Raw genomic sequence first — 17,531 nt, forward strand, 5'->3', positions numbered from 1 at the left:
GGTGTGCATTTTAAAGATTTCTAAACGAAGGAATCAATAATTGAACCCTTCATCATGATTTATAAAATATAGTTTGTTTAATTTTGTAATCTTAAAGATAAGACAATCTTTGAGGAATACAATTATAAGCCCAATATTACCTTGAAAAACGACAAGTCTATTTTATCGATTGCCAAAAGAACGATTGAAAATGAAGCGGATGCAATCAAAAATTTGATTTCGAATCTCGATTCTCAATTTGAAGCGGCCACCAAGTGTATTTTAGCGTCAAAAGGAAGAGTAATTGTCTCCGGCGTTGGCAAAAGTGCCATCATTGCAACTAAAATCTCCGCAACATTTAATTCTACCGGAACTCCTGCAATTTTTATGCATGCCGCTGATGCCATACATGGTGATTTAGGAACGGTTTTAAAAGACGATGTGGTAATCTGTATTTCTAAAAGTGGAAATACTGAAGAAATAAAAATGCTTATTCCACTTATTAAAAGAGGGAAAAACAAATTAATCGGTATAACGGGTAATATGGACTCTGTGCTTGCTAAACAAGCAGATTTCGTGCTTAATACCTATGTAGAAAAGGAGGCATGCCCCAATAACCTAGCTCCTACAACCAGCACAACGGCACAATTGGTCATGGGTGACGCATTGGCTATATCTCTTTTAGAATTAAAAGGTTTTAGCAGCTCAGATTTTGCCAAATATCACCCTGGTGGTTCTTTGGGGAAAAAACTATATTTAAGGGTCGATGATATTGTAGGTACCAATCTTAAACCTCAAGTTGACATCAATGCAGATGTTAAAGGTGTCATCGTTGAAATTTCAGAGAAAATGCTTGGTGTTACCGCAGTAATAGAAAATGATAAAGTGATTGGTGTGGTTACTGATGGCGATATTCGAAGAATGCTTAATAAGTATGAGAATATTGCGGGCTTAAAAGCAAAAGATATCATGACCTTGGGCCCTAAAGTTATTCAAGCAGACATATTAGCTGTAAAAGCGCTAGAGACCATGCAAGACATGGGTATCTCGCAACTTTTAGTTTTAAATGGAGAAGAATATGTAGGCGTGGTTCATATTCACAACCTTATAAAAGAAGGTATTTTATAATGGCAAAAGTAGCAAAGAGTCCAGACGAAATGTCTTTTCTAGACCATTTGGAAGAGCTAAGATGGCACTTAATTCGTTCCACTTTAGCTGTTGTAATTGTAGGCTGTGTGGCATTTACAATGAGAGGATTTATTTTTGACACTGTTTTATTCGGTCCAAAAAATCTCGATTTTCCCACCTACAGGTTCTTTTGTAATGTTGCTAATTTTTTTGGAATTGACTCCGAATTTTGTGGTGACTCACTCCCTTTTACAATTCAAAGTAGACTTATGTCAGGGCAGTTTTCAGCCCATATCTGGACTTCTATTTGGGTCGGTTTCATAGTTGGTTTCCCTTATGTTTTATGGGAATTATGGCGTTTTATTAGCCCTGGGCTAAAAGACAATGAGAAGAAGTATTCAAAAGGCTTTATTTTTGTCGCTTCATTTCTGTTTTTTCTAGGTGTCTTATTCGGGTATTATGTAGTAGCCCCATTATCTATAAATTTTTTAGGAACTTATCAGGTTAGTCAAGAAGTAACCAATGAAATTGACTTGGCTTCATATGTAGGCACTGTGCGGGCCGCAGTTATCGCCTGCGGTATTATGTTTGAGCTACCCATTGTCATCTTCTTTTTAACAAAAGTAGGGCTAGTTACACCTGAAATATTAAAGAAATACCGAAAAATAGCGTTGGTCATTGTATTGATTTTGTCCGCGGTCATTACTCCTCCAGATGTTGCAAGTCAAATCGTGGTTGCCATCCCTGTTTTAATTTTGTACCAAGTCAGTATTTACATATCTAAACTGGTTTTAAAAAGAGAAGCCAAAAAAGAAAAAGAGTTTAAAAATGCCAAATAAAGTTGAAGAGTTCAATGCCTATAGGGCAAAAATGAACGATAAGTTACTCTCAGAAAATAATAAAGTAATAAAGCGCATCTTTAATTTAGATACCAATGCTTTTATGCCGGGAGCACTTGATGTTAAAACCAAAGAGTTACTTGGTTTAGTGGCTTCGGCTGTTTTACGATGTGACGATTGCGTAAAATACCATTTAGAAAGCTCACAAGAAAAAGGGGCTACTAAAGATGAAGTAATGGAGACATTGAGCATTGCCACTCTTATAGGGGGCACCATTGTTATCCCTCATTTGAGAAGAGCCTATGAATATTGGGAAGAATTGGAAAATGCCAAGGCTTAAAAATATCACAAAGACCAATTTGTTAAAACAGAATATGTTTAGATTTGGTGCCACATGAAGTTACGTGCTGAGAACATAATGAAGGCTTACAGGGGTCGAAAAGTAGTAAAAGGCATATCCCTAGAGGTCAACCAAGGAGAAATTGTAGGATTACTGGGGCCTAATGGTGCTGGCAAAACGACTTCGTTTTACATGATAGTTGGTCTTATTAAACCAAATGGAGGAAATATTTATTTGGATGATATGGAAATCACCAACTTCCCCATGTACAAAAGGGCACAAAACGGAATTGGCTACTTAGCCCAAGAAGCTTCTGTCTTTAGAAAGTTAAGCATCGAGAAAAACATATTAAGCGTGTTGCAAACGACCAATCTTACTAAAAAAGAGCAGCATATGAAGATGGAATCCCTAATTGACGAATTCGGTTTGGGCCATATTCGTAAAAGTAGAGGAGATTTGCTTTCTGGTGGCGAACGAAGGCGTACAGAAATAGCCAGGGCATTGGCTACGGACCCTAAATTTATTTTATTGGACGAACCCTTTGCTGGGGTGGATCCAGTCGCTGTAGAAGATATACAACGTATTGTGGCGCAGCTAAAGGACAAAAACATTGGAATTCTAATTACGGACCACAACGTACAAGAAACTTTAGCCATTACTGAGCGCTCTTATCTTATGTTTGAAGGTGGAATCTTAAAAGCCGGTATTCCAGAAGATTTAGCCGAAGACGAAATGGTACGACAGGTATATTTGGGTCAGAATTTTGAACTCCGTAAAAAGAAACTGGATTTTTAGGCAGTTTTAAACTGCTTTTCAACAAGAGAAGCCAAAATATAAAAGGCTATGATCAAAGGTATCGCAAGAAACTTCATGGTGAGCAGCAAAACCAAACTACCTATTAAAAAAAGGTATTTTATTCCATTCTCTTTAAAACCTGCATTATTCAGTTTAAAAGAAAACAATTCAATTTTTGAATTTAATAAAAACGCGCTCAGTAAGGTCACTCCGATTAAAAACCATTGATTTAAAATTATTTCATTTAAAACCTCATTATTTTGATAAAGTAAAATGAGTGGTAACGATAAAATTAATAGGGCATTCGCTGGTGTAGGCAAACCAATAAATGAAGAAACTTGGTTCTCATCAATATTAAATTTGGCCAGTCTATAGGCCGATGCCAATGTTATTATAAAACCAAAAAAGCCAAGAAAATGAATTTCATTAGAGTTGGTATCAAATGGTCCACTAGGGAAAGCATATAGCGTTCCTTCCCAAGAAGACATAATATTTAAATCCACTGCATCATTTATTAATTGAAACATTACGATACCTGGTACTAAACCACTGGTAATCATATCTGCCAAGGAATCTAACTGTACCCCCAGTTCACTTTTAACATCCAGCAGACGAGCAGCAAGGCCATCAAAAAAATCAAAGAAAATACCTAAAAACACAAAAATAGCAGCAAATTCTAATTGATTTAATACTGCAAAAACTGTTGCCACACACCCGCAAAAAACATTTAATAGAGTTATGAAATTAGGTATATGTCGCTTCATGAAAACACTTGATTTTCGTAAAAATAAGCTAAAAATCCATTTTTATATTTGCTAGTCATTCTATTGCTAGTTTTTATTTTGATATTTGCGCACGTATTACAACCAATGAAACTAAAGTTACTCCTATTTTCTTTTTTCTTTTATAGCCTTGGGATATTTTCCCAAATCCCGGAACTATCCGACAAAGCCCAAATAAGCGTTATTACCTGCGCCACAGGCAATGAATTATTCTCGTCATTCGGCCATACCGCATTTAGGGTACAAGACATTCAATTAGGCATCGATGTCGTCTACAACTATGGAACTTTTGATTTTAACAAACCTAATTTCTATCTTAATTTTGCAAAAGGAAAATTAATTTATTCCCTTTCCCGAAGGAGATTTGAAAACTTTCTTTATGATTATGAATTGGAAAAACGATGGGTAAAAGAGCAAATTTTGGACTTGACCCCAGAAGAGACGAGAGAGCTTTTTCAATTTTTAGAAACGAATTATCTACCTGAAAATAGGGACTATGCCTACGACCCCCTTTTTAACAATTGCTCGACGATTACAGGCGATATTTTAGAAAATCAATTTAAAGATCAAATTGAATTCAACAACAAGCACCTAAAAGAAAGATTTACTTTTAGACAATTGGTACGACAGTATTTACCCCTAAATTCTTGGGGTGCGTTTGGTATTGATTTGGCATTTGGAGGCATTACAGACAGAACGGCAACCCTCAGGGAACATATGTTTATGCCTTATTACGCCATGGAACAATTAAAAAATACCGAAAAGAGTGGCAAACCAATTTTAAAGCGCGAACGTACTATTTTAAACTATCCTGAAGACTCGGGTAATGACCAAGATTCGCTTCTTACTTCTCCGTTGTTCTGGTTTATGATGTTCTTGTCTTTTGTAATTGCCATTACCATTTTAGACCACAGACATCACGGCAACAATAAATGGCTCGATTTTATATTATTTCTTATTTCAGGAATTGCGGGGCTACTAATTTTAATGCTATGGCTAGCTACCGACCACATTGTTACCATTAAAAATTTCAACTTTTTATGGTTAATGCCCGCAAACCTTTTTGTAGCTTTTAGTCTTATTTCAAAAAAAGAGCGACCTACCTGGCTTCGGCGCTATTTGTGGTTTGCATTGACATGCATTGCAATTGTTATTCTAATATGGATTTTAAAAATTCAAATTCTATCACCACTCAACATCCCTTTAATGCTTGCTTTGGTCACAAGGTATTTATTCTTACTGAAGAAAATTTAAGTCTTAATTAAATATTTATGAATCTACTTACTGTAGAGAATATTTCGAAATCGTACGGTGAATTGGTATTGTTCTCCAATATTTCATTTGGAATCAATAAAGATCAAAAAATAGCGCTAATCGCCAAAAACGGAAGTGGCAAGACCTCTATTCTAAATATTATTTCAGGAAAAGATTCAGCTGAAACAGGACAAATTACGGTTAGAAAAGGAATCAAAATCTCTTTTTTGGAACAAGAACCTGATTTAAACCCCAAATTAACTATAGAAGAAACCATATTTGATTCCGGCAACGAAGTATTGAAGGTTATTGCCGACTATGAAGAAGCGGTTCAAAATCCAGATGACCAAGACGCTTACCAAAGTGCCTTTGAGGCAATGGAACGTTTGAACGCCTGGGATTTCGAAACACAGTACAAACAAATACTTTTCAAGTTAAATCTTACTGAACTTCATTTAAAGGTAGGAGTGCTCTCCGGTGGGCAAAAAAAGCGTTTAGCACTTGCAAATGCATTGATAAACAAGCCTGACCTTTTAATTTTAGATGAACCTACCAACCATCTTGATCTAGAAATGATAGAGTGGCTAGAAGAGTTCTTTAAAAAAGAGAACATAACCTTGTTTATGGTAACGCATGACCGTTATTTTCTAGAACGAGTATGCAATGAAATAATAGAGTTAGACGACAATCAACTTTATGGATATAAAGGTAACTACTCGTATTATTTAGAAAAAAGAGATGCTCGACTTGAACGTGAAGCTGTTGAACAGCATAAAAGTAAAATCCTTTTCAAAAAAGAGTTGGATTGGATGCGCAGACAGCCAAAAGCTAGAACCACAAAATCAAAGTCTAGAATAGATGATTTTCATGAAATAAAAGCTAGGGCCAGTCAACGTAGAACAGCACATGAAGTTCAATTAGAATTGAATATGGAGCGCCTTGGCAGTAAAATAGTGGAACTCCACAACATCAATAAATCATACGGTGAAAAGACAATTTTAGATAAGTTTGACTATAGTTTTACCAAAGGAGAACGTATTGGTATTATTGGTAAAAACGGAACTGGAAAATCAACCTTTCTAAACATTCTCACAGGAAGTGAATCTATAGACTCTGGTAAAATTGTTATTGGAGATACCATCAGATTCGGGTACTACACCCAACGAGGTATAAATCCAAAAGAGGGACAAAAAGTAATCGATGTAATTAGGGAATTCGGAGATTTTATTCCCTTAAAAAAAGGCCGCCAAATTTCGGCACAACAACTTTTAGAGCGTTTTTTATTTGATAGAAAAAAACAATATGATTTTGTAGAGAAATTAAGTGGTGGAGAACGCAAGCGCCTTTATTTATGTACCGTTTTGATTCAAAATCCTAATTTCTTGATATTAGATGAACCTACCAATGACCTTGATATTGTTACACTTAATGTTTTAGAAAGTTTTCTATTAGACTTTCCGGGCTGTTTAATAGTGGTTTCCCATGACCGGTACTTTATGGACAAAATTGTAGACCATCTTTTTGTTTTCGAAGGAAACGGTTTGGTGGAAAATTTTCCTGGAAATTATTCAGATTATCGTTCTTACGAAAGCAGTAAACTTATCGAAGAAAGAGAAACAAAAAATAGAGCTGAAAAATCTGAAAAAGTTAATAGGAAAGAGAAAGATTCAAGCAATAAACTTTCGTACAATGAACAGAAGGAGTACAACAAACTTGAAAAGGAAATACAGCGATTAGAAGAGAAAAAACAAAAGCTTCAGCTTAAATTTACAGAAAGTGGTTTGTCAGGGGATGAAATAAATGCTCTTTCTATGGAGTTAGGTGAATTAGACACCAATATCGAAGAAAAGACCGAAAGATGGTTTGAACTGGGCGCACTTTTAAAAGGCTAATGTATTTTCCATTTTTCACATATTTAAAGTTTCTATTAAACTCTACCAACCATCATGGTGTACATTCGCCTTTTGTATTTAATTACCTGACAAAATGTTTGTACAAGAAACCAAGAAAATCAAAGGATAAAACTTTAGATGTTTTGATTAAAAGCGTTCTCTATTTTGATTTTAACAACATAAAAATAAAGGGCAATTCTGTTTATAAACAAAAATTAAAATTGAGTTTTCCAAATAGCATATTCGACCCAAACGAAACCGATATGCTGTTTTTTGAATCAATTAAAAATTTGAATCCAAAACAACTATTTTCAAACACTAATTTGCATAATGAAAGTTTAATTATTTTCAACAGCATCAATAAGGACAAAGAGTCTAGAACAAATTGGTTGAATTTTGTGCAATCTGAAAAAGTAACCGTAAGCCTAAACATGTACTATTGCGGAGTTATTTTCATTCGAAGGGAGCAACAGAAAGAACATTTCTTCATTCGAATTTAAAAAAGTAATTTGTAAGGATAAAGTTTTCTTGAAATGAACAATACCGTTTTCTATATTTTAGGCGTTTTGATATTGATTTATTTTGCCATTCTGTTCAAAAACAAACGAAACAATAAAAAGCGCAAATCGCGTTCCTTTATGGAGGGTAAAAAAAGACATGGTAAGGACAGTTGACGTTTATCAGTTATCAGTTATCAGTTATCAAAAAATAATAAATTGAAATGAAGTTAATCTGTACTATTGTATTTTTCTCTTTTTCTTCTCTAGTTCTTTGTCAAAACCAATTCACTTATGACAACTTTGAAAAAGAAATTTTAGCATACGTCCCTAGTCAAAGAAAAGGTATTTCAGATAAGGCTTTTAGTTTTAGTAACATGATTATTAAAGAGACTAAAAAAGCAGTTAAAAATAGAACTGAGAATTTTAATGTAGCTGATTATTGGAATATAGCTACAGCATTTAATAGCTTAGGAGAGGACAAACAAAACATAAAAATTGCTTTCTTAAAATCAGTAAAATCGGATGGAGTATGTGATTATTTTGAATCATTTAAGAATCAAACCAACCATTTTAATAAAAAAATACCTGAACTGTATGCTTTTCATGAATCAGAATGCAAGAAAAAAACTCAGAATAGCAAGAATACTCCTTTTGACATTAAACAATACGCAAAAGAAAACTCTTTGGAAATAAGCTTGGCTTCTTTGATGGAAAAAATATCTAAAAGTGATAAATTATATCGCAAAGAATCCAATGGAAATATGTTACAACAAGAGGAAATTGACAAAAAAAATCAAACATCTATAGATTCAATTTATTCCATCTATAAAACTTACATAGGGAAATCATTAGTTGGAGAAAAATTTGATTCTACCATGTGGACTGTTATTCAACATTCCAATTTAGAAATGATGGAACGTTATTTACCTACAATACAGAAAGCTGTTCATGAAGAAGAATTAAGCATGATACCATTTAAAATGTTGATTGATCGTATTTACCATCAAAAAGAAGGTTATCAAATTTATGGTAGTCAAGCTGGAGTTAAACTTGCAGATGAGAGTATAAGAAATCAGATTTCTACAAAATATGGAATTGAATAGTTAGCAAATTATCCAAAAATCCAACTATCGAATAATCAACTATGAAAATCTATACCAAAACAGGTGACAAAGCCACAACAGCACTTTTTACAGGTAAGCGAGTTCCAAAACACCATATCCGTATCGAAAGTTATGGCACACTAGATGAATTAAACTCCAACCTAGGCCTGCTTAGAGACCAAGAAATGGATGCCAATTCTAAGGAGGTTTTAGCACTTATTCAGAATAAATTGTTCACTCTGGGTGCAATCTTAGCCACAGAACCCTCAAAAGATAATCGCTTAAAAATACCTAGAATTCATTTAGAAGATATTCAATTACTAGAACAGGAAATTGATAAAATGAATGAAGAACTTCCAGAAATGACTCATTTTATACTTCCTGGCGGTCATACCACGGTGTCATACTGTCATGTGGCCCGAACGGTTTGCAGAAGGGCTGAACGCATGATATCTTATTTACATGAAAATGAGCCCGTACCTGATACTGTACTTTCCTATGTAAACCGGCTTTCAGACTACCTTTTCGTATTGGCACGAAAATTGTCAAAAGACTTACAAGCTCAAGAAGTCAAATGGATTCCTGAAAAGTTGGACTAATAAATTTCAATTTTCAGCGTTACACAATAACATTGTTTAAAATATTTTTTTAAATAAATAGAAAATTGCTTGGCTATTTGGGTTTAAAAATTATTTTTGCAAAAAATTTAAAATCAAACCGTTACTATGTACTGGACATTAGAATTAGCTTCATATTTAAGTGATGCGCCTTGGCCAGCCACCAAAGACGAATTAATAGATTATGCCATCCGAACTGGAGCTCCGTTAGAAGTTGTAGAGAACCTGCAATCAATGGAAGAAGAAGGTGGTGAAATTTACGAGTCCATCGAGGAAATTTGGCCTGACTATCCCACTGAGGAAGATTACCTCTGGAATGAGGATGAGTATTAATTTTCAATAAACAAAACCCTAATAAAAAGCCTCTTTTTGAGGCTTTTTTTATGTAATTTTGGCAGCCTTACGAGTAAGTTTTAGCCATTCCGAACTATGGAATAGCTTTTGCTGAATTAAACAAAAAATCACCTAATGAGTATTTTAAATTCTGTATTAAAGGTTTTTGTAGGAGATAAATCAGAGAAAGATGTAAAGTCGATGCAGCCTTTGGTCAAAAAAATCAAGTCTTTTGAGCAAGAATTAGAAGCTATAAGTCACGACGAGCTGCGTCAAAAGACAATTTCTTTTAAAGCCAAAATTCAAGAAAACTGCAAAGACATCCATGATAAGATAGCTGAACTTAAAAAAGAAGTTGAAGCGTCTACAGATATCGATAGAAACGAGGAAATCTATACTGAAATTGACAAGCTTAATGAAGAAGCCTACAAAATTTCTGAAGAAACCTTAAATGAAATTCTACCAGAAGCTTTTGCCGTTGTTAAAGAGACTGCTAAACGTTTTGCCAACAACGAAACGCTAACTGTAACCGCGAATGAATTTGATAGATCTTTGTCCGGTTCTGCCGATTACGTAAGTTTAGAAGGTGAAAAGGCCGTTTGGAAAAACTCATGGGATGCTGCCGGAAAAGAAGTAACCTGGGATATGGTTCATTACGATGTGCAGCTTATCGGTGGTATTGCCTTGCACCAAGGTAAAATTGCAGAAATGCAGACCGGTGAAGGTAAAACTTTAGTAGCGACCTTACCACTGTATTTGAACGCACTTTCAGGTAAAGGTGCCCATTTGGTTACGGTGAATGATTATTTAGCAAAACGAGATAGTGCCTGGATGGCCCCTATCTTTCAATTTCATGGGCTTACCATAGATTGTATAGATAAACATCAACCTAACTCAGAAGGTAGAAGGGCCGCCTACAATGCAGATATTACTTACGGTACCAACAACGAATTTGGTTTTGATTACCTAAGGGATAATATGGCACACACACCAAGTGACTTGGTACAAAGACCACATCATTATGCGATTGTAGATGAGGTCGATTCGGTTTTGGTAGATGATGCACGTACTCCTTTGATTATTTCTGGCCCGGTACCAGAAGGCGATAGACACGAATTCAACGAGTTAAAACCTAAGGTTGCGGATATTGTTCAAAAACAACGTCAACATCTTACAGGCGTATTGGCAGAGGCTAAAAAACTTATAGCCGCTGGCGACACCAAAGAAGGCGGATTTTTATTGCTACGTGTTCATCGTGGATTACCAAAAAATAAGGCGCTCATCAAATTTTTAAGTGAAGAGGGGGTAAAACAGTTGTTACAGAAGACCGAAAACTTCTACATGCAAGATAACAACCGTGAAATGCCTAAGGTTGATGAAGATTTGTTATTCACCATTGAAGAGAAAAACAACCAAATAGAACTTACCGACAAAGGTATTGACTATATCTCTGGTGATATGGATAAAGAATTCTTTGTAATGCCAGATATCGGTGGCGAAATCGCAAAGATTGAAAATCAAGACCTTGATATAGAAAAAGAAGCCGAGCTTAAAGAAGAGCTTTTTAAAGAGTTCGCTGTAAAAGGTGAACGCATTCATACCATGAGTCAATTGCTAAAGGCGTATACACTCTTTGAAAAAGATGTGGAATATGTTGTGATGGACAATAAGGTAATGATTGTTGATGAGCAAACCGGACGTATTATGGATGGTCGTCGGTATTCAGACGGGTTACATCAAGCTATTGAAGCTAAGGAAAATGTAAAGATTGAAGCCTTAACCCAAACTTTTGCCACGGTAACCCTTCAGAATTATTTTAGAATGTACAATAAACTGTCAGGCATGACAGGTACTGCCGTAACCGAAGCCGGCGAATTCTGGGAAATTTACAAATTAGATGTTGTAGAGATTCCTACTAATAGACCTATTGCCCGTAATGATAGAAATGATTTAATCTACAAGACGAAACGCGAAAAATACAACGCGATAATTGAAGAAGTTACTGAGCTTTCAAGAGCGGGTAGACCAGTATTGATCGGTACAACATCAGTAGAAATTTCAGAATTACTTTCGAAATTATTGAGCGTTCGTAAGATTCCGCATAACGTGCTCAACGCAAAACTGCACAAAAAGGAAGCTGATGTTGTTGCTGAAGCAGGTCAAGGTGGTATTGTAACTATCGCAACAAACATGGCGGGTCGTGGTACCGACATTAAACTCTCCCCAGAGGTAAAAGCTGCCGGTGGTTTAGCCATCGTTGGTACTGAAAGACATGATTCTAGACGTGTAGATAGACAATTACGTGGTCGTTCTGGACGACAAGGAGACCCTGGAAGCTCTCAATTTTATGTTTCTTTGGAAGATAACCTAATGCGTCTGTTCGGTTCTGATAGAGTAGCGAAGATGATGGATAGAATGGGGCTTGAAGAAGGTGAGGTAATCCAACATTCTATGATGACCAAGTCTATAGAGCGTGCCCAGAAAAAAGTAGAAGAAAACAACTTTGGTATTCGTAAACGTTTATTGGAATATGACGATGTCATGAACGCCCAACGTGAAGTAGTCTACAAAAGAAGGCGACATGCATTGCAAGGTGAGCGCCTAAAAGTCGATATCGCCAACATGATATACGATACTTGTGAAGTGATTGCAGAGACCAATAAAATGGCCGATGATTTCAAAAATTTTGAATTTGAACTCATCAAATATTTTTCAATTACCTCTCCAATTTCAGAAGAAGACTTTAATAGATTAAGTTTTCAAGAAATTGCGAATACAGTCTATAAAATTGTATACGAGCATTACCAGCAAAAAATGGAGCGAAGTGCCACAACTGCTTTTCAGGTAATCAAAAAAGTTTACGAAGACCAAACCAACAAGTTCGAGCGTATTGTCGTTCCCTTTACAGATGGCATAAAATCTTTAAACGTGGTCACCAACTTAAAAGAGGCTTATGATAGTAACGGAAAACAGTTGGTTACAGACTTTGAAAAAAACATTACTCTTGCAATAATCGATGATTCTTGGAAAACGCACTTGCGTAAAATGGATGAATTGAAGCAATCTGTGCAATTAGCTGTACATGAGCAAAAAGACCCCCTACTTATTTACAAGTTTGAGGCTTTTGAACTTTTTAAGAGCATGATCGACAAGGTAAATAAAGAGGTGATTTCCTTTTTATTCAAAGGAGAACTGCCTTCAGAAAATACAAATCAGATTCAAGAAGCTCGAAACGTTAGAAGACCAAAAGAGAAATTGCAAATATCGAAAGAGGAAATTCCGAATAGCGATGAGCTAGCAGCACAAAACCGAGCTGCAGGTCAATCTCAAGGGCAAAGACCTCAAAAAACCGAAACTATTGTTAGGGAAAGACCCAAAATTGGGCGAAACGAAAGAGTCACTATTAAAAATGTAATGTCTGGAGAGAGTAAAGTTGTTAAGTATAAACAGGCGGAACCCCTTATTGATAAAGGTGAGTGGGTTATTATAGAAGATTAGAATTTTGTAAAAAATTGTAATATCAATAGACGGTGACCAAATTTAGGTTGCCGTTTTTGATTATGTAGCAAAACATATTTAGATTTACATTATAATTCGGCCCCCAAACCTAAGATTTAGGCTTATTTTTAAGCTTATTGAAATAACCAATTTAGCATGAACATTCCAAATAAGGATAACTATAGATTGCAGGATAAAACCCAATTGGTTTTAAAGGTAAACTACTTTGCCTGTCTTTTTTCTTTATTCTTTGGGTTAATATGTTTCTTTTTATTGGATATAGAGGGAGTTGTACCCTACTTCTTTTTCGCTTTTTCGGGTTTAAATTTTATTAATACACTGTTATTCAAATCACATAAAAACCTAACACTTACTTATAATATCACCTCTATTCTGGCAATGGTTTGCGGTATTATAATCACCTTATACAGTGGTGGAATCAGAAGTCCCTTTATTTTTGTTTTGGCCATAGTGGTTTTTGCAGGTTACGTAACCACTAGGGTTTATGGCAAAATTTATCTTTTTATAAATCTTCTTTTAGTCGGTCTTATTTTTTTACATGATGTAAGCAACCTTAATCATGGTCATGATACGATACCAGAGACCTCAAAAGATTGGTTCGCTTTTTTAAGTATTCTATTTGCAGTGTACCTTTTAGGAGGAGTTTTTGGAAGAAATCTATTAAAGGCGCATCATAAACTTTATAAATCTCGGCGTGAAGTACAGGCCCGTATCGAAGAAAAGGAAACCCTTTTAAAAGAAGTACACCACCGGGTTAAAAACAACCTTCAAACGGTATCGAGTCTTTTAAGCTTACAATCAAGATCTATCGAAGACGATAAAATAAGTAGCATCATAAAAAGTAGTCAAAATAGAGTGGTATCTATGGCCATGGTTCACGAAATGCTTTACAAACGAGATGACTACTTATCTAAAATAGAACTTAAACCATATATAGAAGAATTGTGTGAATACTTAATCCGTTCAATTAAGGGTGGTACGAATACAATTGATCTAAAATTAGATGTTGCCGATATTAAATTGAGTATTGATACCGTTATCCCATTAGGGCTAATTATAAATGAAACGGTCACCAACGCCTTAAAATATGGCTTCCCGGAAGGGAATTCAGGAGAAATACTCATCGAGCTAAGCGCCCAAGAAGAGAAAAAATACGAATTGTATCTTGGTGATAACGGCATTGGTTTTCCTGAAAGTGTTAATCCAAAAAATTCTAAATCTTTAGGTTTAAAATTGATCCACAATTTATCTCGCCAGCTTAGGGGCACTATCGAGAGGGATATAGAAACAAAAGGAACCTACTACCGTATTGTTTTTGAGGAAATCATCGAAGAGTTTAATTCGGTCGATTAACTGGTTTTGTTTTTTTATCTTTAAAGGATAACTAAAAATGGGACCAACCAAATGTTCAAGAAACTACTTCTTGTAGCGCTATGTTTTAGTGGTACGCTTTCTGCTCAAGATTACTTTTATAAAAAATTTCACCCCTTTAATCCTGATATACCTTCGCCGGAAGAATTTTTGGGATACGGTATCGGAGAACACCATACCAGACACGATTTAATAGTAAGCTATTTGACCAAATTGGCAGAAGTCTCAGAAAGAGCAAGTATATATCAGTATGGAAAAACTCACGAAGGTCGAAAGTTGGTTATTCTCACTATCACTACACCTGAAAATCTTAAAAATCTTGAGGCGCTTAAAAAGCAACATTTAGCATTTACGGACCCGTCAAAATCACCTACGAATTTTGATGATGTTCCTATTTTCATCAATTTAGGCTATAACGTTCATGGTAATGAACCCTCTAGTTCAGAAGCTGCTTTGCTAACAGCCTATACCATGGTTGCATCGCAAAACCCTGAAATCAATACATACTTAAAACATTCTGTCATTTTTATCGATCCTACCATTAATCCAGATGGTAGAGATCGGCATACACAGTGGGCAAACACCTATCAGGGTAGTCCACTGGTTGCTGACCCGCAAGACGCTGAACATAACGAATATTGGCCTATGGGCCGAACCAACCATTATTGGTTCGATTTAAATCGTGATTGGCTTTTAGGCATAAACCCCGAAAGTCGAGGGAAATTAAATTGGTATCATGAATGGTATCCAAACGTGGTAACAGATTTTCATGAAATGGGCAGTCAAAGCTCCTACTTCTTTGAACCTATGAAAACCAATGGATCTTTAAATCCTATTATGCCCAAGGAAAACTATGAGGACTTAAATAATCTCTTTGGCAATTACTTTTCAAAGGCTTTAGATAGCATCGGCTCTTTTTACTTTACAAAAGAAGTATTTGATGGTACTTATCCAGGGTATGGCTCTTCCTATCCTGATTTGCAAGGAGGTTTAGGTCTTCTTTTTGAGCAAGCGAGCTCGCGAGGACACAAACAAAAAACGGCCTTCGGAGAAATTACTTTTCCTTTCACCATAAGAAATCAATACATCTCTAGCATTACTACAGTAAAAGCTGCTGTTGAAAACAAGGCATACTTGAGAAAATATCAGCAAGAGTTCTTTAAAAGTGCATTAACCAATTCAGGAAAATCAAAAGTAAGAGGATATTCCTTTAGTGATGATTACGACAAAAATAGGGTTAAGGCTTTTATTGATAAACTACTCCTTCATAAAATTGATGTATATGAGTCCGAAAACAGTTTTGTAGTGCCGACAAAACAACCACAATACCGTATGGTCCAGACCATGTTTGAAACCTATAATAAGTATCGGGACAGCGTCTACTACGATGCTTCGGCTTGGTCCGTTGCTAATTTCTACAATATGAAATATAAAGCAGTGACCGGTTTAAACCTTGGTAAAAAAGTCATTAGCACGGACAGTTTTATTGAGGCAAAAGCCTTACAGAAGTCAGAATATGCCTATATCATTGATTATGATGACTACAATGCTACAGCAGCATTGAACTTCCTTCAACAAAACAATATTAAAGTCTCTTCATCCTTTAAGCCTTTTACTGCTAAAACTAGGGGCGGTAATATCACTTTTAACTATGGAGCCCTAGTCGTTCCGGTAAGTCTACAGAAAAAAGATGATAACGAAGTTTACGCTTTAATGAAGCAAGCGCAAAATAAATTTAAGGTGCCTGCTTATTCCGTTGAAACCGGCTACAGCTTAAAGGGTATAGATTTAGGTAGTCGCTATGTATCACCCATTAGTAAACCAAGAGCTGCAATGTTAATTGGTGATGGTGTCCGTTCTTATGAAGCGGGAGAAGTATGGCATTTATTGGATACTCGCGTTCATATGCCGATAACCAAAATTCCGATGCGAAACTTTAATCGCATCAATTTCGATAAATACAATACCTTGGTCATGGTCTCGGGTAGGTATAATCTATCCAAAACCCAACAACAAAAAATCAAAGATTGGGTCGGTAAAGGAAATACGCTAATTACCATCAGTATGGCGTCAAAATGGGCTATCGATAAAAAACTGGTTAAAGAAGAATTGATCAGTAACGATAAAAAAGACTCTACTGAAACTGTTAAAAGGAAGCCTTATGTCGATGCCCCTGAAAATATTGGCAAAGAGGCTATTGGCGGTGTTATTTTTAAGGTAGATTTAGACCTTACCCATCCTTTAGCTTTTGGCTATCGAGATACTCAAATTCCCGTTTATAAGAATAATTCCGTCTGGATAGCTCCAAGCAAAAATGAATATTCAACGGTCGCACAATATTCAAAAAATCCGCTAATTGACGGTTTCATCACAAAGAAAAATAGTAATGAATACTTAAAAAAATCTGCCTCTTTAGTGGTTAGCAAAGTTGGTCGAGGGCGTGTTGTGCTATTTGCAGACAATCCCAACTTTAGAGGGTCTTGGTATGGTACCAACCGACTATTTTTGAATGCCTTGTTCTTAGGAGATAAAATAGATGTGCCAGATTAAAATATATATGTTTTATGCCCAAATAATTCCAAAATGGGTCTTGAATAGAATAATGAATAGAGAAATTGAGCCACTACTACATGCTTTAAATGAAACGCCTAGATTGCTAAGTGAGTTAATTGATGAAATTGACCCAGAACTTTACAAGGCAAAGATTATAAAAGACAAATGGTCTATTCATGAACATGCAACCCATATAGCGGTAGGGGATATTTATGGTTTTCAAAAAAGACTGAAAATGTTCGGCGATGAGGAAAAACCGACTTTTGAACCGCTCTCTGGAGATAATTTTGACGAATTATTTTTTTTGAACTTAAACTTAAAAAAGACTATTGATGACTTTTTTCAAATACGGAAAAAAACTATTGAATTAGCTAAAATGTTTAGTTTAAACGACTGGTCTAAGCAGGCCGTTCATCCAGAATACAAAACCTATACGCCATATATCATGCTTAGGCATTTATTGATGCATGACCATAATCATTTGTACAAAATCGAAGATATGGGATTAGGAATTAGATAAAAAATA

General features: G+C 35.5%; 15 protein-coding genes. 14 read left to right on the top strand and 1 reads right to left on the bottom strand.

Annotation, left to right across the window (positions count from 1 at the left end; genetic code table 11):
* Window positions 1–141 precede the first annotated feature (141 nt).
* Genes ACZ1GR_RS04425 through lptB form a run of 4 tightly spaced genes read left to right on the top strand, consistent with a single transcriptional unit; the run spans window position 142 to window position 3,081 of the window.
* Window positions 142–1,107: a KpsF/GutQ family sugar-phosphate isomerase gene (locus ACZ1GR_RS04425; protein WP_472611018.1), complete on the top strand. Its 966-nt coding sequence runs from the start codon at window positions 142–144 to the stop codon at window positions 1,105–1,107.
* Complete coding sequence (tatC, locus tag ACZ1GR_RS04430) at window positions 1,107–1,946, top strand: twin-arginine translocase subunit TatC (RefSeq protein ID WP_472611019.1); 840 nt, start codon at window positions 1,107–1,109, stop codon at window positions 1,944–1,946. Before ACZ1GR_RS04425 ends, tatC begins: the two co-directional genes overlap by 1 nt.
* Complete coding sequence (locus tag ACZ1GR_RS04435; protein ID WP_472611020.1) at window positions 1,936–2,286, top strand: carboxymuconolactone decarboxylase family protein; 351 nt, start codon at window positions 1,936–1,938, stop codon at window positions 2,284–2,286. The genes tatC and ACZ1GR_RS04435 overlap by 11 nt, the downstream gene beginning before the upstream one ends.
* Before the next feature lie 54 nt (window positions 2,287–2,340).
* Window positions 2,341–3,081, top strand: a complete 741-nt coding sequence (lptB, locus tag ACZ1GR_RS04440; protein WP_472611021.1) for an LPS export ABC transporter ATP-binding protein — start codon at window positions 2,341–2,343, stop codon at window positions 3,079–3,081.
* On the opposite strand, the gene ACZ1GR_RS04445 is transcribed toward lptB, so the two are convergent.
* Window positions 3,078–3,845 (bottom strand): CDP-alcohol phosphatidyltransferase family protein, encoded by a 768-nt coding sequence (locus ACZ1GR_RS04445; RefSeq protein ID WP_472611022.1) that lies wholly within the window; start codon window positions 3,843–3,845, stop codon window positions 3,078–3,080. The two genes, lptB and ACZ1GR_RS04445, sit on opposite strands and share 4 nt — an antisense overlap.
* Window positions 3,846–3,950: 105 nt before the next feature.
* Here ACZ1GR_RS04445 and ACZ1GR_RS04450 point away from each other — a divergent pair, with 105 nt between their 5' ends.
* The 10 genes from ACZ1GR_RS04450 (at window position 3,951) to ACZ1GR_RS04495 (ending at window position 17,525) form a co-directional block, all read left to right on the top strand.
* A complete protein-coding gene (locus tag ACZ1GR_RS04450; protein ID WP_472611023.1) occupies window positions 3,951–5,117 on the top strand; it encodes a lipoprotein N-acyltransferase Lnb domain-containing protein in 1,167 nt (388 codons plus the stop codon).
* A 17-nt stretch (window positions 5,118–5,134) separates the two neighbouring features.
* Window positions 5,135–7,009: an ABC-F family ATP-binding cassette domain-containing protein gene (locus ACZ1GR_RS04455; RefSeq protein WP_472611024.1), complete on the top strand. Its 1,875-nt coding sequence runs from the start codon at window positions 5,135–5,137 to the stop codon at window positions 7,007–7,009.
* Window positions 7,010–7,107: 98 nt separating this feature from the next.
* Window positions 7,108–7,509: a hypothetical protein gene (locus ACZ1GR_RS04460; protein ID WP_472611025.1), complete on the top strand. Its 402-nt coding sequence runs from the start codon at window positions 7,108–7,110 to the stop codon at window positions 7,507–7,509.
* A gap of 221 nt (window positions 7,510–7,730) precedes the next feature.
* A complete protein-coding gene (locus ACZ1GR_RS04465) occupies window positions 7,731–8,612 on the top strand; it encodes a DUF6624 domain-containing protein (RefSeq protein WP_472611026.1) in 882 nt (293 codons plus the stop codon).
* A gap of 41 nt (window positions 8,613–8,653) precedes the next feature.
* Window positions 8,654–9,211 (top strand): cob(I)yrinic acid a,c-diamide adenosyltransferase, encoded by a 558-nt coding sequence (locus ACZ1GR_RS04470; RefSeq protein WP_472611027.1) that lies wholly within the window; start codon window positions 8,654–8,656, stop codon window positions 9,209–9,211.
* 126 nt (window positions 9,212–9,337) lie between these two features.
* Window positions 9,338–9,562, top strand: coding sequence for a DUF2795 domain-containing protein (locus tag ACZ1GR_RS04475; RefSeq protein WP_013551418.1), 225 nt, complete (start codon window positions 9,338–9,340; stop codon window positions 9,560–9,562).
* Between the two features lie 135 nt (window positions 9,563–9,697).
* Window positions 9,698–13,060, top strand: a complete 3,363-nt coding sequence (gene secA, locus ACZ1GR_RS04480) for a preprotein translocase subunit SecA (RefSeq protein WP_472611028.1) — start codon at window positions 9,698–9,700, stop codon at window positions 13,058–13,060.
* Between the two features lie 156 nt (window positions 13,061–13,216).
* Window positions 13,217–14,434 (top strand): sensor histidine kinase, encoded by a 1,218-nt coding sequence (locus ACZ1GR_RS04485; protein WP_472611029.1) that lies wholly within the window; start codon window positions 13,217–13,219, stop codon window positions 14,432–14,434.
* 51 nt (window positions 14,435–14,485) lie between these two features.
* A complete protein-coding gene (locus ACZ1GR_RS04490; protein ID WP_472611030.1) occupies window positions 14,486–17,002 on the top strand; it encodes a M14 family metallopeptidase in 2,517 nt (838 codons plus the stop codon).
* Window positions 16,989–17,525 (top strand): DinB family protein, encoded by a 537-nt coding sequence (locus tag ACZ1GR_RS04495; protein ID WP_472611031.1) that lies wholly within the window; start codon window positions 16,989–16,991, stop codon window positions 17,523–17,525. The genes ACZ1GR_RS04490 and ACZ1GR_RS04495 overlap by 14 nt, the downstream gene beginning before the upstream one ends.
* Window positions 17,526–17,531 lie beyond the last annotated feature (6 nt).

The organism is Croceitalea sp. W27 (assembly GCF_055693185.1).